The sequence below is a fragment of the Hymenobacter sp. genome (assembly GCF_036387835.1).
Classification (GTDB): Bacteria; Bacteroidota; Bacteroidia; order Cytophagales; family Hymenobacteraceae; genus Hymenobacter.
Window position 1 is genome coordinate 59,221 of sequence record NZ_DASVSY010000099.1, and the last position, 18,348, is coordinate 77,568.

General features: G+C 56.8%; 11 protein-coding genes. 6 read left to right on the plus strand and 5 right to left on the minus strand.

Annotation, left to right across the window (positions count from 1 at the left end):
- Window positions 1–77: 77 nt before the first annotated feature.
- Both VF639_RS19025 and VF639_RS19030 read left to right on the plus strand, forming a co-directional pair.
- The gene (locus tag VF639_RS19025; RefSeq protein ID WP_331147522.1) at window positions 78–3,971 is read left to right on the plus strand and encodes a metallophosphoesterase; all 3,894 of its coding nucleotides are present in this window, start codon (window positions 78–80) and stop codon (window positions 3,969–3,971) included.
- 288 nt (window positions 3,972–4,259) lie between these two features.
- Window positions 4,260–5,429, plus strand: coding sequence for a DUF6268 family outer membrane beta-barrel protein (locus tag VF639_RS19030; RefSeq protein ID WP_331147523.1), 1,170 nt, complete (start codon window positions 4,260–4,262; stop codon window positions 5,427–5,429).
- Window positions 5,430–5,722: 293 nt separating this feature from the next.
- Here VF639_RS19030 and ppk1 read toward each other — a convergent pair whose 3' ends face one another.
- The 4 genes from ppk1 to hflX all read right to left on the minus strand — a co-directional run bounded on the left by ppk1 (window position 5,723) and on the right by hflX (window position 11,858).
- Window positions 5,723–7,849: a polyphosphate kinase 1 gene (gene ppk1 / locus VF639_RS19035; RefSeq protein ID WP_331147524.1), complete on the minus strand. Its 2,127-nt coding sequence runs from the start codon at window positions 7,847–7,849 to the stop codon at window positions 5,723–5,725.
- A 234-nt stretch (window positions 7,850–8,083) separates the two neighbouring features.
- Complete coding sequence (locus VF639_RS19040) at window positions 8,084–8,593, minus strand: SixA phosphatase family protein (protein ID WP_331147525.1); 510 nt, start codon at window positions 8,591–8,593, stop codon at window positions 8,084–8,086.
- A 333-nt stretch (window positions 8,594–8,926) separates the two neighbouring features.
- A complete protein-coding gene (locus VF639_RS19045) occupies window positions 8,927–10,192 on the minus strand; it encodes a M43 family zinc metalloprotease (protein WP_331147526.1) in 1,266 nt (421 codons plus the stop codon).
- Window positions 10,193–10,526: 334 nt separating this feature from the next.
- A complete protein-coding gene (gene hflX / locus VF639_RS19050; RefSeq protein ID WP_331147527.1) occupies window positions 10,527–11,858 on the minus strand; it encodes a GTPase HflX in 1,332 nt (443 codons plus the stop codon).
- Between the two features lie 461 nt (window positions 11,859–12,319).
- On the opposite strand from hflX, the gene VF639_RS19055 reads away from it, so the two are divergent.
- Genes VF639_RS19055 through VF639_RS19065 form a run of 3 tightly spaced genes read left to right on the plus strand, consistent with a single transcriptional unit; the run spans window position 12,320 to window position 16,016 of the window.
- The gene (locus tag VF639_RS19055; RefSeq protein ID WP_331147528.1) at window positions 12,320–12,868 is read left to right on the plus strand and encodes a Riean_0653 family protein; all 549 of its coding nucleotides are present in this window, start codon (window positions 12,320–12,322) and stop codon (window positions 12,866–12,868) included.
- 41 nt (window positions 12,869–12,909) lie between these two features.
- On the plus strand, window positions 12,910–15,078 hold the full coding sequence (locus VF639_RS19060; RefSeq protein WP_331147529.1) for a hypothetical protein: 2,169 nt from the start codon (window positions 12,910–12,912) through the stop codon (window positions 15,076–15,078).
- 26 nt (window positions 15,079–15,104) lie between these two features.
- Window positions 15,105–16,016, plus strand: coding sequence for a T9SS type A sorting domain-containing protein (locus tag VF639_RS19065; RefSeq protein WP_331147530.1), 912 nt, complete (start codon window positions 15,105–15,107; stop codon window positions 16,014–16,016).
- Window positions 16,017–16,159: 143 nt separating this feature from the next.
- Here VF639_RS19065 and VF639_RS19070 read toward each other — a convergent pair whose 3' ends face one another.
- On the minus strand, window positions 16,160–16,915 hold the full coding sequence (locus VF639_RS19070; protein ID WP_331147531.1) for a c-type cytochrome: 756 nt from the start codon (window positions 16,913–16,915) through the stop codon (window positions 16,160–16,162).
- 271 nt (window positions 16,916–17,186) lie between these two features.
- Here VF639_RS19070 and VF639_RS19075 point away from each other — a divergent pair, with 271 nt between their 5' ends.
- Entirely contained in the window at window positions 17,187–18,308 is a 1,122-nt protein-coding gene (locus tag VF639_RS19075) for a glycosyltransferase family 4 protein (RefSeq protein ID WP_331147532.1), read from the plus strand.
- Window positions 18,309–18,348 lie beyond the last annotated feature (40 nt).

Here is an 18,348-nt window from a genome sequence, read left to right on the forward strand (position 1 = left end):
TTTCTGATAACTGCGCCCGCTAGTGCTTGGTTTATGCACTAAGCTCTAAGCTTGCATTCTTTCTCCATTGCCTCTATATGAAGCGTTTTTTCTTGTCTTGTGGTTTGGTCTGGATGCTGGGCAGTGCCACTGCATGGGCTCAAAAACCCACGCAGACCCCACATCCTGTCCGTCCCAACTATACCAGGGGTGCTGAAAACTGGAAATCAAAAACACCGCCCGACAGTTCCCGAATTACGTATTCGGTGTTTTTGATTGGGGATGTCGGCAAGCCCGAGTCCTCGGAGAAAGGTGGCGAGCCTTCTCTCAACTTCATGCGCAAGCAGCTGCTGGCGGCCGGCGCAAAAAGCACGGCCATCTACCTCGGCGATAATATCTACGAAAACGGCATGCCCGAAGAAGGCGCCTCCGACCGCAAGGAATCCGAGCGCCGCATCGTCGATCAGCTGAACGTGCTGCGCAACTACGACGGCGAGAAGTATATGATACCCGGCAACCACGACTGGAAGCAGGGCAAGAACGGCGGCGTAGAGCAAGTGAACCGCGAGCAGCGCTTCGTGGAAAACTTCATGACCAACGATTCGGTGGCCTTCTCCTATACCGGCGACTTTTTTATTCCGCGCAATGCGTGTCCGGGACCGTTCGAGGTGCGCTTGCAGGATAATCTGGTGATGATTGCCATCAACTCGCAGTGGTTTTTGCAGGGTGAAGGCGAGCGGCCCTACGGCGCCAACAGCGGCTGCGGCGTAGCCAACGAAACCGACTTCTTCACGCAGCTGGAAGACATTATTGAGCGCAACAAAGACAAGAATATTATGGTGATTGGCCACCATCCTATTCAGTCCGACGGTATTCACGGCGGCTACTTCACTGTGGCCGACCACCTGTTCCCGCTGTCGATTGTCGCGAAATACGCGTTTATTCCGCTGCCCGTTATCGGGTCGGTGTATCCGTTTGCACGCAAGTATGGCGGCGTAAGCCAGGATATTCCGCACCCGCTCTACCAAGCCTATAAAAAGGGGCTGGAAGACATTTTTGCCAAGCACCCCAACATCATCTACGCCTCGGGGCACGAGCACAACCTGCAGTACTTCCGCATGCCCACTTACCACCAGATAGTGAGTGGGTCGGGTTGCAAAACGCAGCACACCCGCAGCGGCAACGGCGCCAGAGCCACCTTCTCGGACAAGGAAAAAGGCTTGGCGCGGGTGAATTACTACGACGACGGCCAAGTCTGGGTGGAGTACTGGATTCCGAATAACCGCGGCGAAACGGCCCGCCTCGTGTACCGCACGCCGCTGTATGCGCAGCCCGTAGCTGCCACCGAAGCCGCGCCGGTAGTCCCGGCCGGGCCGCGCCCCAACTTCAAGGACAGCACCATCACGCTGGCTATCAACAAGCGCTACGCCGACCGCAGCAAGCTGCACCTTGCCTTGTTTGGCGACCATTACCGCCAGGAGTGGGCCACGCCCGTGAAGTTTCCCGTGCTCGACTTAGCCACCGAGCAAGGCGGCCTTACGCCCTACAAGATTGGCGGCGGCAAGCAAACAGCTTCGCTGAAAGTGCGCAACGAGGAAGGCCGCAACTTCACCATTCGTAGCCTCAACAAAGACCCCTCGGCGGTGTTGCCCGAAGCCTTGCGCTCCGGGGCGGCGGCCGATATTCTGCAAGACCAGATTTCGGCGCAGCATCCGTACGGCTCTATTGTTGTACCGCCGCTGGCGACGGCTGCCGGCATTCTGCACACCAACCCTGAGTTGCGCTACATTCCGCAAGACCCCCTGCTCGGGCAGTACCTCGACCGTTTCTCGAACACGCCCGGCGCTATCGAAGAAGATGCCAAAGACGACCAAAGCAACGTGGCCTCCCTTGGCAATGCCGAGAACCTGGTGGGTACCGACAAAGTGTTTGAGCGCCTCGTAGACGACAACGACAACCAGGTTAACGAGAAGGCCTTTGCCCGCTCGCGCCTCTTCGATATGTGGATTGGCGACTGGGACCGGCACGAAGACCAGTGGCGCTGGGCCGAGAAAAAAGACAAGGAAGGTGACCGGACATTTACGGCCGTGCCCGAAGACCGGGACATTGCCTTCTTTAAGGGCGACGGGCTATTTCCGTACCTGGCCTCGCGCAAGTGGGCCATCCGCAACTTCCAAAACTTTGGGGCCGACTACGCCGACTGGAAAGGCCTGAACCTGACGGCCCTCAGCAACGACCGGGTGTACTTGGCTTCCGTTACGAAAGAGCAGTGGGTGAAACAGGCGCAGGAGTTGAAAGCGTCCCTCACCGACGACGTGATTGAAAAGGCGTTCCGGCAGCGGTGGCCCAAGCAGATCTACGACCTGCACGGCCCCGAAATAGTAGCCAAGCTGAAAAGCCGCCGCGACCTGCTGCCCGAAGTAGCCGCCGACTACTACGAAATGCTTAGCAAGGTGACGGAGGTGAAAGGCTCCAGCAAGCGCGAAAAATTTGTGGTGGAGCGCCTGGCCGACGACAAGACGCGGGTAACCGTTCAGAAAATAACCAAGGAAGGTGAACTAGGCAAGAAGCTCTTCGACCGCACCTTCGACAACAAAGTAACCAAGGAGCTGCGCCTCTATGGGTTCGAGGGCAACGACATCTACGACGTGAAAGGCGACGTGAAGCGCGGCACGAAACTGCGCATCATTGCCGGTACCGACAAAGATTCGATTACCGACCACTCCAACGTGGCCGGCTTCCGCCACTATACCCACGTGTACGACGCCGATACCGGCAACGTGATAACGCCCGGCAAAGACACCCGCCTGCGCACCGAACCAGGCATCGACGTGAGCCGCTACGACGTGCACACCCGCTCCGACCGCAAAGACTACACCCTCAACTACTTTGGCCCAACGGCCTACTTCGGCTACAACATCGACGACCGCCTGTTTATAGGGGGCGGCGCGGTGTATCGGACCTACGGTTTTCGCAAAGAGCCATATTCCTCTGAGCAGAGCTTGGCAGCCAACTACTCGCCTTCGCAAAGCGCTTACAACGTGCGCTACCTAGGGCACTTTGTGGATGTGATTGGCAAGTACGATTTGCGCGTGAATGCGCAGCTCTACGGGCCGCAGCTGCTCTACAACTACTTTGGCTTAGGCAACGATACCCGCAATATTCTGGCTGGCACCGATGACGACCGCAACCGCGACATAAACCAGACCTATCGGGTGCGCTTCTCGCGGCTGTATGTGTCGCCGATGCTGGAGCGGGATGTCTTTAGCTTCCTCAAGTTTGGTATCGGTCCGCAGTACGACCAGTTTCGGGTATCGTCGGACCAGATTGGTAGCGAAATAGCAAATAGCCTCGATGCCGACGGCAATGGCCAGCCCGGCACCACCTCCGCCGGCATTCGCGCCTCCGACTTTCAGTTGAACCGTTACGTAGGGGGCCGGGCGTATTTGAACATCGATGCCGCCTCGTCGCCCAAGAATCCGCGGATTGGCTTGCGCTGGTACAACTCGGTGGAATACAACAAGCAAATCAACGCCGAGAAGCTGACCTACGGGCGGCTGGCTTCGGAATTCCGCTTCTATCTGAGCCCCAACTTCCCGTTCCAATTAACTTGGGCCGGGCGCATCGGCGCGAGTCGCAACCTCGGCGACTATCGTTTCTACCAGGCCAACACCCTGGGTGGTACCACCAACTTGCGTGGCTACCGTCGCACGCGCTATTCGGGCCGGTCAAGTACGTATGCCAACGCCGAGGTGCGTATCCAGCTCTTCGAGTTCAACGCCTATCTGCTGCCCGGTAAGTTTGGTATCATGGGCCTGGCCGACGCGGCGCGGGTGTACTCGCGCTACGACATCAAAACGGGCCTCGATGCCTACCACACGGCATATGGTGGTGGCGTGTGGGTTGATATTCTCAAGCAAGCCGTCATCAACGTAACGTACTCACGAGGTGAAGAAAACCTGGTGTTCATAGGGTTCGACTTCTTGTTCTAATAAGGATGCGAAAAGCGGAGTGCGGAATTGGAGTCACCGGATTTCTGCACTCCGCTTCACACGTTCTGGTCTTGGTCTTCGTTTAGCGTTTCACTACCTGTTGAACGCTAAATTGCCCAAAGATCTTAATCAGGAAAAGCACCAGTCGGGTCAGACTAGCTTCTTCCTTTCGTAGAAATGCAGCGGCCTGCTGCAGCGCAAGGAACGGCTGGTTGAAAGCAGCCTTTTTGCCGCATCATGCGTTAACACTAAACAGCGCGGAGTTTTCAATTTTCCACCTTGGAGCGTATGTCCTTTACTCTAACATTTCGGGCTCAGTTGGGGCGCAAAGTCGCTTTTATTGGGTTTGGCGGCATGCTGCTCACTGTACCACCAGCGGTGGCGCAAGTAACGCCACCCGCTTCGCCCACGCCGGTGTTTCCGGCCCCAGCTCCGGCGCCCACCGACACCCTGGCCGCCGACCAAGTAGGGCGCGACCAGGAGTTTGCCACGCCTTCGGTCGTGAATCAGGGGCCGAGCAAAGGCATCATTTTTCACTACGAACGAATGCCGCGCTTCGGCGTGGCATCGACGGCTAAGGTGGCAAACTTGCCTAACTATTCGGCCGATGCCGAAAAGAATGCCCGACTTATTTTTAAAGGGTATGTGCCCATGCTCAACCGCCCCCACTTGAAGCTGATTCTGGGCTTCAACTACGAGCGGGAAGAGTTTGAATTCCACAACGCTCCCACCACCTACGAACTTTACGACAACATCGAGGACAAAGGCCTCAAAACAGTAGGGGCGCAGCTCGCCGTTATTCGGCCGGTAAATGCGGTGAACTGGTACATCTTCCGGATCAAAGGCGAGCTAAGCGGCGACTATACCTCAAGCGAGCTGAACGTAAAAGACTACCTGCGGGTATCGTCGGAGTTTTTGTACGGCTGGAAGCGCAGCCCCGAGTTTTCGTGGGGAGTGGGTGTGCAGTTTGGCTACACGTTTGGCCGGTTCAGCCCGTATCCGGCCATCCTCTACAACCGCACCTTCAATTCGCGCTGGGGTCTGGAAGCCATTTTCCCGGCCCGCGTAGCTGCTCGCTACAACGTCTCGCCTCGCTCCATCCTGACGGCTGGCTACACCGTCGACGGGTATAACTACATTATCAAGCTGCGGGACCCACTGGAGCGGCGGCTGGGAAACGGCCAGCTAGAGCCCGGTATCAAGCCCCTTCGTACGCTGGAGCTTCGCGAAACGGAAGTGAAGCTACGGGGTCGTTGGGAGCGGGAGTTGTATGACTTCATCTGGCTAGGCGTGGAAGGTGGCTACCGCTACAACTACGCCTTCGACGCCTTCGACCGCACCAACAAAGACCGGGAGAAAATTATCGATAGCCAATTCGACTGGGCTCCGTACGCCAGCCTCGAAATCTTTATCGTACCCACCAAAGGGCTGCTTGGCCTCTTCGGCGTTGGTCGGTAGAAAGCAAATGCGCTCAAGGGCTGACTGAAAACTAGCCAGCAACTGTCCTTTCAACGCAGGAGGAATCTGAGGCTAACTCGTTCAATGAGTAAGCCAGATTCCTCCTGCGTCGGAATGACAGTTTCTAGTTGGGTAAAATCGACTGTTGCTGTTTCCAATAAATTTCAGAGAGGCTTGCCTGATGCAGGGGCGAAAGCGCAGCCTTGCGTTTAAGTGTCTACTGGAGTTTAGTCGTTCGTCATTGCAACGCAAGGCTGCATCTTCATCAGGCAGGTTCCAACAGATTTTCAACCTTACTCTTGAGCAGGCTTCGGCTTGCTGCGTTTGCGGCTTAGTTTCTTCAGGTACGCATACGTTTCGTTCTGGGATCTTACGCGGGGTGCGTCGGGGTTTTCCGCCCCAATGAAGTTGTTTTGCCAGTCCCTGGATTTCACGTTGTCGTGGCGCTGGAGGTCGAGCAGGTGGCGGATTTCGGCGCGCAGGTCTTCCTGAAAAATAGGGAAGGCAACCTCCACCCGGCGGTCCAGGTTACGGGCCATCCAGTCGGAAGAGGCCACGTAGATATGCTCTTTGCCCCCGTTGCCGAACACGTAGATGCGGGCATGTTCGAGGTATCGGTCTACTATACCTTGCTGGCTGATGTTGGTGCTTTGGCCTTCCAAGTTGGGTATGAGGCAGGATATTCCCCGAATCAGTAGTTCCACCCGCACGCCGGCTTCACTGGCATCGTAGAGCTTCAGAATCATGCGCTCGTCCTGCAAGGCATTCAACTTCAGAATGATATAAGCATCCTTGCCTTGCTTGGCAAGCTTTATCTCGTGGTCGATTAAGGCATTGAGTTGCTCTCGTAGCTCGAACGGTGCCACCAGCAAGTGCTTGAAGCTGCCGGCCTTGTTCTGGCGGTCGTAGAAGTAGCGGAATACCTCAGCCACTTCGCTGGTCAGGCGCGGGTCGACGGTGAACAGGCCGTGGTCGGCGTAAATCTTGCTGGTGTTTTCGTTGAAGTTGCCGGTGCTCAAGTAGGCGTAGAGGCGGTTGTGGCCTTCTTCGGCGCGGGTTATGAGGGCGAGCTTGCTGTGTACTTTCAGCTCGGGAATCCCGTAGATGACATTGGCGCCGGCTTTTTGCAGCTTCTCGGCCCAGTACATGTTGCTTTCCTCGTCGAAGCGGGCTTTTAGCTCCACTACCACCGTTACCTGCTTGCCGTGCTTCACCGCTTTCAGTAGGGCTTTGGCTACCTCGCTCTTGCTGGAAACCCGGTAAAGCGTGATGCTGATGCCACTAACCAGCGGATCGTTAGCGGCTTCGAGTAGGAAGCGGGTGACGTAGTCGAACGACTGGTAGGGCAAGCTTAGCAGATGGTCGCGCTCGGCAATGGCCGGCAGCATGGGTCCGGTGCGGGGTAGCGTGGGGTGAGGTAGGGGCGGATGCTCCTCGTACACCAAGTGGTTTAAACCCAAATCAGGGAAGCCGAAAAAGTCGCGGAAGTTGTGGTAGCGGCTGCCCTCTACCAGTTCTTCGGCGCTGATGCCGGTTTTCTGCATCAAGGCGCGCATCGCTTCTTTGGGCATCGCCGGGTCGTAGAGCAGGCGGGCGGGGTAGCCAGTTTCGCGCTTCTGCAAGCTGCTCTTGATCTTCGCCATCAAGTTGCCCGACACTTCCTCCTGAATATCCAACTCCGCGTCGCGGGAGAGCTTAATAGAGTGTACTTGCAGCTTGTTGAACTTCGGAAACAGCGTGTGGGCGCAGCACCGCACCACATCGTCCAGAAACATCACGTAACGTTCCTCGCCCTGGCTAGGCAAGACCACAAAGCGGCTACCGTGCCGCTTGACGGGCAGCTCCATCACCAACACCCGCTCGTCGGCAGTGGGTTTTTTCTTTTTGGCGCCGCCTTCCGTTGGCTCGGTAAGGTAAAACGTGAGGTAAACGGTTTGGTCTTTCAGGAACAGGTGGTGCAGGTTGTCGTCGAGGATGACCGGCGAGAGAAGGTCCTGCACGTGCTGCTCGAAATATTGATGCACCCACTGCCGCTGCTCGTCGCTTAGGTCGTGCTCTGATATCAGGTGAATGTGCTGCTCGCGCAAAGCGGGTTGCAGGCTGTTGCGAAACGTTTCGCCGAACTCCTGCTGCTGGCGCCGCACTTCTTCCAGTAGCTCCTTGAGCTGCGCGGTGGGGTCGTCGGCGAGCTTGGCGCGGGTTTTCTTTTTAAGCTTCACCAGCCGCCGCAGCGTGGCCACGCGCACCTTGAAGTACTCGTCGAGGTTGCTGGAGAAGATAGCCATGAACTTGAGGCGCTCTAATAGCGGAACCTCAGGGTTCTGCGCTTCCTGCAGCACACGGCGGTTAAAGGCCAGCCAACTCAATTCCCGATTTAGCAGCACTGGTTTTTCAGCGGCTTTCTTTTCGATTTTTTCCATGATCAAGAAAAACCATCACGTACAAGAGCGTCCTCCTTTATCTGGTGTCCCGAAGCAAACTCTTCCTACTGATCGGCGCTCAGTGCTGGCGGGCGTTGTCGCTCTCGAACAGCTGCTTACCCATTGGTTGGAAGTAGCTTAGTCTGCTCGGCGAAGCTGCAACAATTGTGCTCTTTACGTGGTAATCGGCAATTTGAATTGACTTTTCAGTTGTTATTCACCTAATCTGCCGGCTTATTCGATTTCGCGCGGCTTGTCGCGCGGTCGGTCGAAGAAGTAAAACTCGGTGTTCGACTGATCTAGCTCAACCCATTTATGCACGTTAACGTGCAGGCACACAATACCCGCCGTAGGCATCTCCTCGTGCAGGGCCCCCGGCGAGAGCAAGTTGGCGAAGTCGGAAATCGTGTTGTTGTGCCCTACCAGAAGTACCGAGTTAGCTTTGTCGGGGCAGGAGCGCACCACGTCCAGCAAAGTGTGCACATCGGCATGATAAATCTCGGGGCGCACCACAATTTGCTCGTGGGAGTAGTTCAGTTCTTTGGCCACCAAAGCGGCCGTCGTGAGGGCCCGCACTGCCGCCGAGGAAAGCAGCAAGTCGAGCTGGATATTACGTTTGGCCAACGCCTGGCCCATGCGGGGTGCGTCTTCGCGGCCCCGGCCATTGAGGGGGCGTTGCTCATCCGTTAGGTCTTCGAAGCTCCAGCTGGATTTGGCGTGGCGCATCAGGTATAGGCTTTTCATGCGGGCAGGGTAAGATATAACTCGGAAGCAGGCCTCTTTACTATGAGGTTTGCAAAATGGTTATTTTAGGCGTGGAGCACAACAAAGAAGCTAATTCTAGTTGGTTGTTTATCGGCCCATAAAAAGCAGCGGGAACCAAGCCAACGCATTCCTGCACCAGGCGATAGTGCGGACCTAACCAAGGAATAAACTCCTGGTTAAGAGGCGTTTGGAGGACGCACAAATAGAAAAGCCCGCCAGATAGGCGGGCTTTTCAGGTAGGTGAACGAGGAAAATGGTGGGTGCTAAAAACCGGCTATGCTGCAACACAGTTCAGTTCTGGCAGTGAGTAAGCTAATCTTTCTGGAAACGTTGACGGATTGTTTGCTGGCCGTCCGACATAACCACTTGGTACAGCCCCTGGGGCAAGCTGGCCACTGTTACACGGCCTTGCCCGTCGTAGCGGGCTTGCTTCATTTCGTAGCCACTGAGGTCATATACTTTCACGCTCCAAGTAGTGGCTTGCTTCTCCGGTACCGACACGTTCAGGGTTTGGGTAGCGGGGTTAGGATAAAGGCGAACTTGCGCTTGGCTAGCCGTAGCCAACTGGCGTGGCGCCGTGGCGCCCGGCGAACTTAGCAGCGAAGCACGGCTGCCGCCGGCGCCAAACACGGCGTTCATCCGGGCAGACTGGCCCACCGAAAACATGTACATGCACGCATCGTCGGTGTAGTCCATGTAGTTCATCGACATATCACCTTGGTTGTTGCAGGTAACGTGTGGGTATGTAGGGCAGCCGTAGTTGCTGGTTTGCTGGGTAGGCGTATCGTTTACAAGGTCGTTGCCGCAGGAGGCGTCGCCCCAAATGTGGCGCAGGTTCAGCCAGTGCCCCACTTCATGAGTAGCGGTCCGCCCTTTATCATAAGGAATTGCCGAGCCACCAGGCAGCGACGAATACAGCACTACTACCCCGTCGGTTTTGGCGGTGCCGCCCGGAAACTGCGCGTAGCCAAGTAGCCCGCCACCTAAGTTGCACACCCACAAATTGAGGTATTGGCTAGCGGGCCAGGCATCGTCGCCGCCGCGCTTCGAGTTCTTCACCGCATCATTGGTGCTGAACGACGATACTTTGGTTTGCACGTGCAGGATACCCCCCGTCGAAGCTCCCGTCGGATCTTGCTGCGCGAGAGCAAATTGGATGTTGGTGTTGGCCGCCAAGCCTGCAAAAGCTGACGGAACCAAATTGGCATCGGAATTAGCTTTAGCGAAGTCTTTGTTTAATACGTCGATCTGGGCTCTTACTTGCGTGTCGCTCACGTTCTGAGCCGCAGTGTTGTAGAGCACATGCACTACTACCGGAATAGTAACAACGCCTCCTACTGCCCCCTTCCCTTTAGCCGCCAGATTAGCTTCAAAAGCTCTAGTTTGCTCTTCTACCGCAGCCATGCGCTTAGCCAGGGAGGGGTCGGCAGCCATTTGTGCTTTCAGCACCTCCATAGTTGCACATTGCTTGCCTGGGGTAGCCCGCGTATTGTCAAGAGCTAAATTGAAGTTCTGCGCAAAGGCAGAAGAACTCAGACCCATGAAAGAGAGGGCCAATGCGTAGAAAGTTGATTTCATACTCGCGATTTTGTTGGTTTTGGATGGTGGAGGAGGGATAATAGGAGGGAATATATTAAGAATATGTTAATTTATAGTGTATAGGATTGTGATATCTTGAAAAAGATACATAGTGTATCTTTCTATTTGAATAGCAATTGGTTGCTCGGCGGTATGTGTCATGACTGGCAAAGCGCAAATCATTAGTCCATACTTGAGCGCCTCACAGAGCCGGGCAACAACCAACTGCCAGCAAAGCTGCCTTGACGCAAGCAACGCGTCCGCTTCGTCGAATGAGCACAAAAAAGCCCTGGCAATTATGCCAGGGCCAATTAGCACCGCATAGAAGCAAGAGCTACTCGCCATCTACATGATCTATGATTGTGTTGGGGTAACGTTGGTAATGAATTTTGGCCACGTGGCGCGTAATCAAGGCGCGTAGCTCATCGATATTCTCGCGCTCTGTGGCCGAAATGAAAATAACAGGGTCGTGCATTTTAGCCATGTACGTGTCTTGCAGCTGCGCCAGCGTCGGACGGCTGGGCGCGTCTTCATCCTCGTTCATGCCCTCGAAGCCGGCCTCGCGCTCGGTTTCCGTATCGGTGCGGTACTGATCAATCTTATTGAACACCAGCAGCATAGGCTTGTCGGCCGCTTCAATATCCTTGAGCGTTTCGTTCACCACCTCGATCTGGTCTTCGAAGGTGGGATGCGAAATGTCCACGACGTGCACCAGCAAGTCCGCTTCCCTGATTTCGTCGAGGGTGCTCTTGAAGCTTTCGATGAGGCGCGTGGGCAGTTTGCGGATAAACCCGACCGTGTCGGAGAGCAGGAAGGGAATGCTGTCGAAGGAAATCTTGCGCACCGTGGAGTCGACGGTGGCGAAGAGCTTGTTTTCGGCAAACACATCGGAGCGGCTGAGCATGTTCATGATGGTGCTCTTGCCCACGTTGGTATACCCCACCAACGCCACCCGCACTACACCCCCGCGCGACTTGCGCTGGGTATGGCTTTGCTTGTCGAAGTCCTTGAGTTTTTCCTTCAACAGCGCTATCCGGTCACGCACCACGCGCCGGTCAGTCTCGATTTCCGTTTCCCCCGGTCCGCGCTGGCTCACACCACCGCCTCGTTGCCGGCTCAAGTGAGTCCACAAACCCGTCAGGCGGGGCAGCAGGTACTGGTACTGCGCCAGCTCTACCTGGGCCCGCGCGGTAGCCGTCTTGGCTCGCGTGGCAAAGATATCGATGATGAGCAGTGAGCGGTCCACGATTTTCACTTGCAGCTCCGCCTCCAGGTTGCGGAGCTGCGAAGGCGATAAATCATCGTCGAAAATAACCACGCTAATGCCCGCGTGTGTCACGTAGGCCTTGATTTCGGCCAGCTTGCCTTCGCCCACAAACGTGCGGATGTCGGGCTTGTCCAGGCGCTGCACGAAGCGTTTCTTGACTTCGACGCCGGCGGTTTGCGCCAGAAACTCCAGCTCATCCAGATACTCCTGGGTGCGGGCATCGAGTTGGCGTTTGTCGGGTACGGCAACCAGCACGGCAGTTTCTTGCTGCTGGGCGGTGTCGTAAGTGCCCGTGTTTGCGTTACGGGTGGGCTGGTTGCCGCGGGGAGCGTCGGTGGCACCGGGGTGGCGGGTGCTATTGGTTTGCTGGCGCCCGCCGGAGTTAGATTTCTTCGCCATAAATTAAAATGCAGGCAAAAATTGAGAGGAATGAGAGGTGTGGGTTGGGCGAAGCAGGAGAGTTGGCCTCACTTGCCGACGTAAGACTGCCAGTCAGAGCCCGCTCGGCACCTTAAGTTATGGATTATGCCGGGTAGCTGCCACATTGGTGGATGTTCTGGTTTTACGCAGAAGTTGGATGCCCGGATAACAAAGTAAGCAGACAACCGATATTTTGGGGTAGCCGCCTGCCGCCGCGGAAGGCGCCTCGCTGCTGGTAACGGAGGCTCACGCACCGCCTTCAGCGGCGGGCATAAGCGTAATAATGAAATAACATTATAAATACTAGATATAGTCCTATCTTAGGCGCACACCCGGCTTCCCCTTACCACCTCTTGCACATGCTCCCCTGCCCCGGCCTTTAATGGCCCGGCAGCGGCATGTGCTTTTTTGTTTCTTCTGCTTTCTTCTTTTCTATCCCTATGCGCAAACTCTTGCTCTACGCCAGTTTCCTGCTGCTCACCCAATGCTCGAAGTGCAAGGACAACGACCCCACGCCCGAAGCGCAACTCCCACCCGCCACCCAGACCGGGGCCGGCACCTTCGGCTGTCTGCTCAATGGGGAGCCCTGGACGCCCAAGGGTAATGATGGCCGCGAAAACTTCCGTATCACTTACGACCCTGGCTACGCGGGGGGCAGCCTCTCAATACGCGCCTACCGCTACCCCGCTCCCAGTAATACTGGACCTCATCAATATATCAATTTGGGCGGTGACCGAATTAGTCAAACGGGTTCTTACCCGCTGGTATTAGTTGGAGATAGAAAGGTCTTCTACACTGACACAGGCAAGACCTTTCCCTGTGATTATTATGGAGAGGTGCCTGATGTAAGTTACCGCCGCGGTACCCTCACCATCACGCGCCTTGACTTGCAAGCCGGCGTCATTTCCGGCACCTTTTCCTTCACGCTTTATAAACCCGGCTGCGACTCCATCAAGGTCACACAGGGACGCTTCGACAAAAGACTGTAAGCCTGCTTTTCCTTCCACCATTATCCTTTATCCCTCTTATCATGAAACATGCGTATCTGTTTACCTTCCTGCTGGCCCTGCTACTAGGCAGGCCCGTTGCCTTGCGCGCCCAGGCCCTCACCGACGACACGCGCCAGCAGCTCGATTATCTTTTTGCCCCGCTCGACAAAACACAGGTGCCTACCGGCTTCCTGATCGAGTACGGCTTGCCGCTGGCCCCGCTCGACCCCTTCAACGGCACGCTCACCGACAGCAGCCTGACCAACCCGGCCGGCTTCCGCTTCCTCTACGCTAGTGCCTACTCGGCCCGTGCCAGCGGCTCTAATCCGCTGCCCACCCTGCAAACCCTTAACGCCCGCGTTGAGGCTGCCACCGCTACGGCCGGCACTGCTATTCCGCTGCTCGTGCAGCGCATCGACTATGCCACCGTCCGGCCCGATGCCTTTGATCTTAACCTGCTCAGCTACCAGAACGGTCAGATTTACGATGTGCCCGAACGAACAAAATCCCCGTATCTGCTTCGCACTCTGTTTGCCGCCGCGCCTGCTCGCGCTACCGCTCCCACCGGCGACGTATCATTCATGTTCCAGCCCGACCTGCACATTCAGAGCGGCGGCGGCACGGTGCAGGCTCTGCGTATCGACTTCGGCGATGGCCGGGGCTACGTGGCTGCCGCCTGGAATCAGCCGGTGACAGCCAGCTACGCCACGGCCGGCACCAAGCGTATCAAGGTGCGCGTAACTTATGCCAGCCAACAGTACACTATCTCCAATTCGACCAGTCCTATCCAGCAAGCCGCTCCGCAGGCCCTGCCCAGCTACGAAAGCCATTTCGATATAGAAGTGGCTCAGCCCGCCGTGGCTTGCACCACCTGCCGCTACGCCGTTCCGGGCTCGGTGATTGACATCGACCCAGTGCCGGGCGTGCATTCCGGGGCCAAGGTATCCATCCGCTACGGCGGCAGTCATACCCAGCTTATCCGCCCTTTTATTGTAGTAGAAGGTTATGACAAGCATTTCATCGCGCCGGCTATCTCGCCCGAAAACTATGACGTTAGCAAGTTCTTAGAGGAAATAGAAATAGCGAACGGCTTCAACTTCCGCGATGCGCTGGACAACACAGGCGAGTACGACTTGGTGTTTATTGACTTCACCAACGGCACGGATGACCTGCTGCGCAACGCGGTTATCTTCGAGGACGTGCTCGACCGAGTGGAAACGCTGAAAGTAGTGAACCCCGCCACCAATCAGCGCGAAGACAACGTGGTTATGGGCATGAGCATGGGCGGCCTGATCAGCCGCTACAAGCTGGCCGAGATAACCAAGGCCGGCCGGCCTACTCACACTCGGCTGCTACTGTTGCAGGATAGCCCCCAGCGCGGTGCCAACGTACCGCTGGGCCTGCAGGCCACCATTCGTCAGGCCAACTTCCCATTAGGTTCGTCTACGACCGCCGACATGATACCGGCCTTAAAGCAAGCGCTACTGCTACTCGACGAGCCTGCCACCCGGCAGATGCTGGTGCATAGGGCTACCGATGCTACCGGCGGTTTCGAGGCCAACAGCTTTCTGGATGGCGCTTACCGGGGCATGGTCACTTTCTCGGCTACGGGTGCCCAGCCCACCTACCGAGTAGTGGCTGCCAGCCAGGGCTCGCAGTGCAACCAAATTTTATTTGGCTCCTACACCGAGCTGTTTCACGCTGACGGGCGGCTATTCCTTTCGCCTTTTCCTTTGATTAGCCGCTACAGCTACGAAACGCAGGTAATCGTTAATGCCCTGCCTTCGGGCGGACAGTCGCGCCGGGTTTCCTATATGCAGTTGAAAAGGCGTCTTCGTTTATTGGGTTTTATTTATAGGTCAACCACCACCAGCGTCTCGTATGCCTGCCCCAGCGGGTTGTTGGCTTGGGATGGGGTGTCCCCGGCCGGTGGTACCGAGCCGGTGAGCGGCACGCCCGGCGGCCTCAACAAGCCCTTCGGGGGTAGTTTTTTAATTTTCTTAGATGCTACGCTCAATGTGGCGGCGGTAGAGCGGTTTAGCTTTGTGCCTACGGCCAGCGGCCTGGATGCGGAAATTATCAATCAGGCCAGCCTGTTCGGCAGCTACAGCAATGGCGTAGCACCAGTGAGCCGCTTGCAGGTTGCCGCTTTTGTCGCGCAGGAATCCTACCAGGCCAACGGCACCACGTACTTCAACCAGCCCACTTAGCTTTCACTGCCCGCAACGGGGAGTGGATGTTCAACGAGATGCAGGACGTCAACAACACGCTGCCTAACCCACAGGATTGCTCCTCGGAGTGCGGCCCGCCACTCGTCATTACGGGACCAACCAGCGCCTGCGGCACCGTCACGTATTCCGCGCCCTCTTTCGCGGGGGCTAGCTACTCCTGGACTACCAGCCCGGCCGGGGCCTTTTCGCCGGCCACCGGCACCGGCCCCACCTTCACTACTACGGCCATCGGCCCGGCCAATGCCCAGGTAGCCGTATCAGTCAATAGCCCTTGTCCGAATACCAGTTTCAACGCCTCGGTGCCCGTCGCGGCCTGTGCCCCGTTCGAGGTGGCCATTACCAATCTGGTGTACACCTCTGCCTGCTTCTCCAGTTCGGGCCGCAACAACAATGCCCAGTGGACCGGGCAGGCCAGCGGTGGCACTGGGCCCTACACCTACAGTTGGTACGTGGACTACGCAGCCAATACGGGCGGTAATTTCCAGGGACAGTTTGCCGGCAGTGGTCCGGTGTTTAGTTTGTGCATGAACAACCGCACCTACGTGACCGTGCAGGTTCGCGCTACCGATGCTACCGGCCAAACGGTCAGCTCGTATGAGTACTACGGCCAGAATCAGGGTCGGGGCACGAACGACGTGCTATACCCCAACCCAGCCGATGGCTATGTAGAAGTAGCCAGTGAAATACCGGATCCAGCCCTACCAACCTTACAGCCGGCTAACGCACAACGTAGCACGCCATCCGAGCCCATACAGGTAACCGTCTACAATGGCCAAGGGCTAGTCGTGCTTCGCTCGAACTCTATCATGGCCGCCAGGCTTCACCTGGATACGCGGGCATGGCAGTCGGGGCTGTATCAGGTGGTAGTGCGTCAGGGTAAAACTCAAACCCGCCGCCAACTCAGCGTACAGTACTGAGAATTTATTGGAATAAACTAAAACTCCAGTCTATGCCCCATCCGGTTTCGTACCGGGTGGGGCATCGATGTTGATTGTATTACATCAACGCAAATAGCCTTACGCGCTGAGTTTGTTGCATGGGCGAACAAATTACTGGCTTTCTACTTCAGCGTCAGGGAGTAAGCTACTATCTGCTGGATCTGGGCGGTGGTAAGCTTGTCTTTGAAGGCGGGCATCTTGCCTAGTCCTTGCATGACCATGTACACGCGGCCAGTGGTATTGAGGTTGCTTTTGCTAAGGTCGTGCGCGCCGTTCAGGCCCAAGCGTCCATTGGCGCCATGACACACCGCGCAGTTTTTAGTGAATAAGGCTTTGCCATCGGCCAGTACGCTTTCCCCGTCATCTTCGGGCTCGGCCGGGGGCGAGGCAATAGCTGCACTGGCGGTAGCGGCTCGCAGGGCATCGGCTTCCGCCTCCGAAAGGCCGGGTTCGTCGTCGGCCAGCGTGTCGACGGGCGGGGCGGCATCGGGTGTGGGCGTGGTTTCGGGGCGGCCTAGGGGAACAGCGGCGGTAGAGCGGGTGGGGCGGCGTAAGGTAAGGCTACCGGCATCGGCCACCCCGTACAGGTACAAAAGGCCTAGTAGCATACAGGCCACGCCTGGCTTGTACTGGCGGCGCATGGCGGCAATAGCCAACGGCAACAGCACCAAAGTCAGAACGAGCTCCACCCATAGCCAGCGAGGAGCCGCGCCCGGGTACTGCGCCACCAGCCATATTCCCGACCCTAAAATAAGTAACCCCAGGAGCGAATCGACGATGCGGGTACGGGCGCGCAACTTGCCTAAAGCCTCGTGGCGACTCAGAAACAGGAGGGCGGCTTTGGTGGCGTAGAACACTAAAAAGGCAAGTATTGCCAACAGGTGCAGGCGTAGAAGCAAAGTGGAAAATGACACGGACGGCAACTAAGTAACTGAGCGATTAAGTGAACCAACAAGAAGGAAACAAAGGTAAGGCCGTAAAAAGCCACGCAAAAGGCTGATTTATTCTATCAGAACGGTAGTCTTTTCAACTACCTAGATGCCGTCGGAAGGTTACTGTTCATTTCCTGCCAGCCTCGTGCCTCCTGCCCTGCCTATCTTTGCTAGCTAATAACAACTCACTCATTCACTCCGTCACTCATTCCCTTCCGTGCGCGTTGCCATCGTTATCAATACCTCTTGGAATATCTGGAATTTTCGGCGCAGCTTGGTAAAAGCGTTGCAGGCGGCCGGTCATGAAGTGCTAGCCATTGCGCCCCCCGATGCTTACTCTGAGCGCCTGGAAACCGAGCTAGGCTGCCGTTATGTCCCTATCCTGATGGAGAACAAGGGCACTAACCCGGTAAAGGACGCCCAGCTCACGCGCCGTTTCTACGGCATCTACCGGCGCGAACGGCCCGACGTGGTACTGCACTATACCATCAAGCCCAACATCTATGGGGCGTTGGCCGCCCGGTTAGCGGGCGTTCCTAGCATCAACAACGTGTCGGGTTTGGGGACGGTGTTTTTGGTGCCCAACTTCGTGAGCAAGGTGGCCTTGCAGCTCTACCGCTACGCCTTTCGGTTTCCCCGCAAGGTGTTTTTCCAGAACGGCGACGACCAGGCGCTATTTCTGCAGCATGGGCTGGTACGCCAGGCAATAACCGACGTGCTGCCCGGCTCCGGGGTTGATGTTAAGCGCTTTCAACCGGCCGCCGAGTTCAAGCGCCAAGAGCCGTTTGTGTTTCTGATGATTGCGCGGGTGCTCTACGAGAAAGGCGTCGAAGAATATTTCGAGGCCGCCCGGCTGGTGCGGGAGGCGGTGCCCGGCACGCGGGTGCAGCTGCTAGGCGGAGTCGATGAGTCGGGTGGGGTAGGGGTGAAACGGGCGGTATTCGAGTTGTGGCTCACGGCCGGCCATATCGAGTACCTCGGTACCACCGACGACGTGGCTGCTTACATCCGGCAAGCCGATTGCGTGGTGCTGCCATCTTACCGCGAAGGCACACCCAAAACCTTGCTCGAAGCCGCCGCTATGGGCAAACCCATTGTCACGACCAACGTGCCCGGCTGCCGCGAAACTGTAGAAGATGGCCAGAACGGCTTGCTGTGCGCAGTCCGCAACGCGCCCGATCTGGCCAACAAAATGCTGCACATTCTCGAGCTTCCTAATGCCGAGCTAGAAGCCATGGGCCGTGCTGGCCGGCGCCTCGCCGAATCGAAGTTCGATGAGCAGATTGTACTTGACAAGTACCTAACCGAAGTTGCTGGTATAGCTCCCAAGCGCCGTTAGGGTCGACTAAACGCTTTACCTTGCTTCTTCAAACAACTCC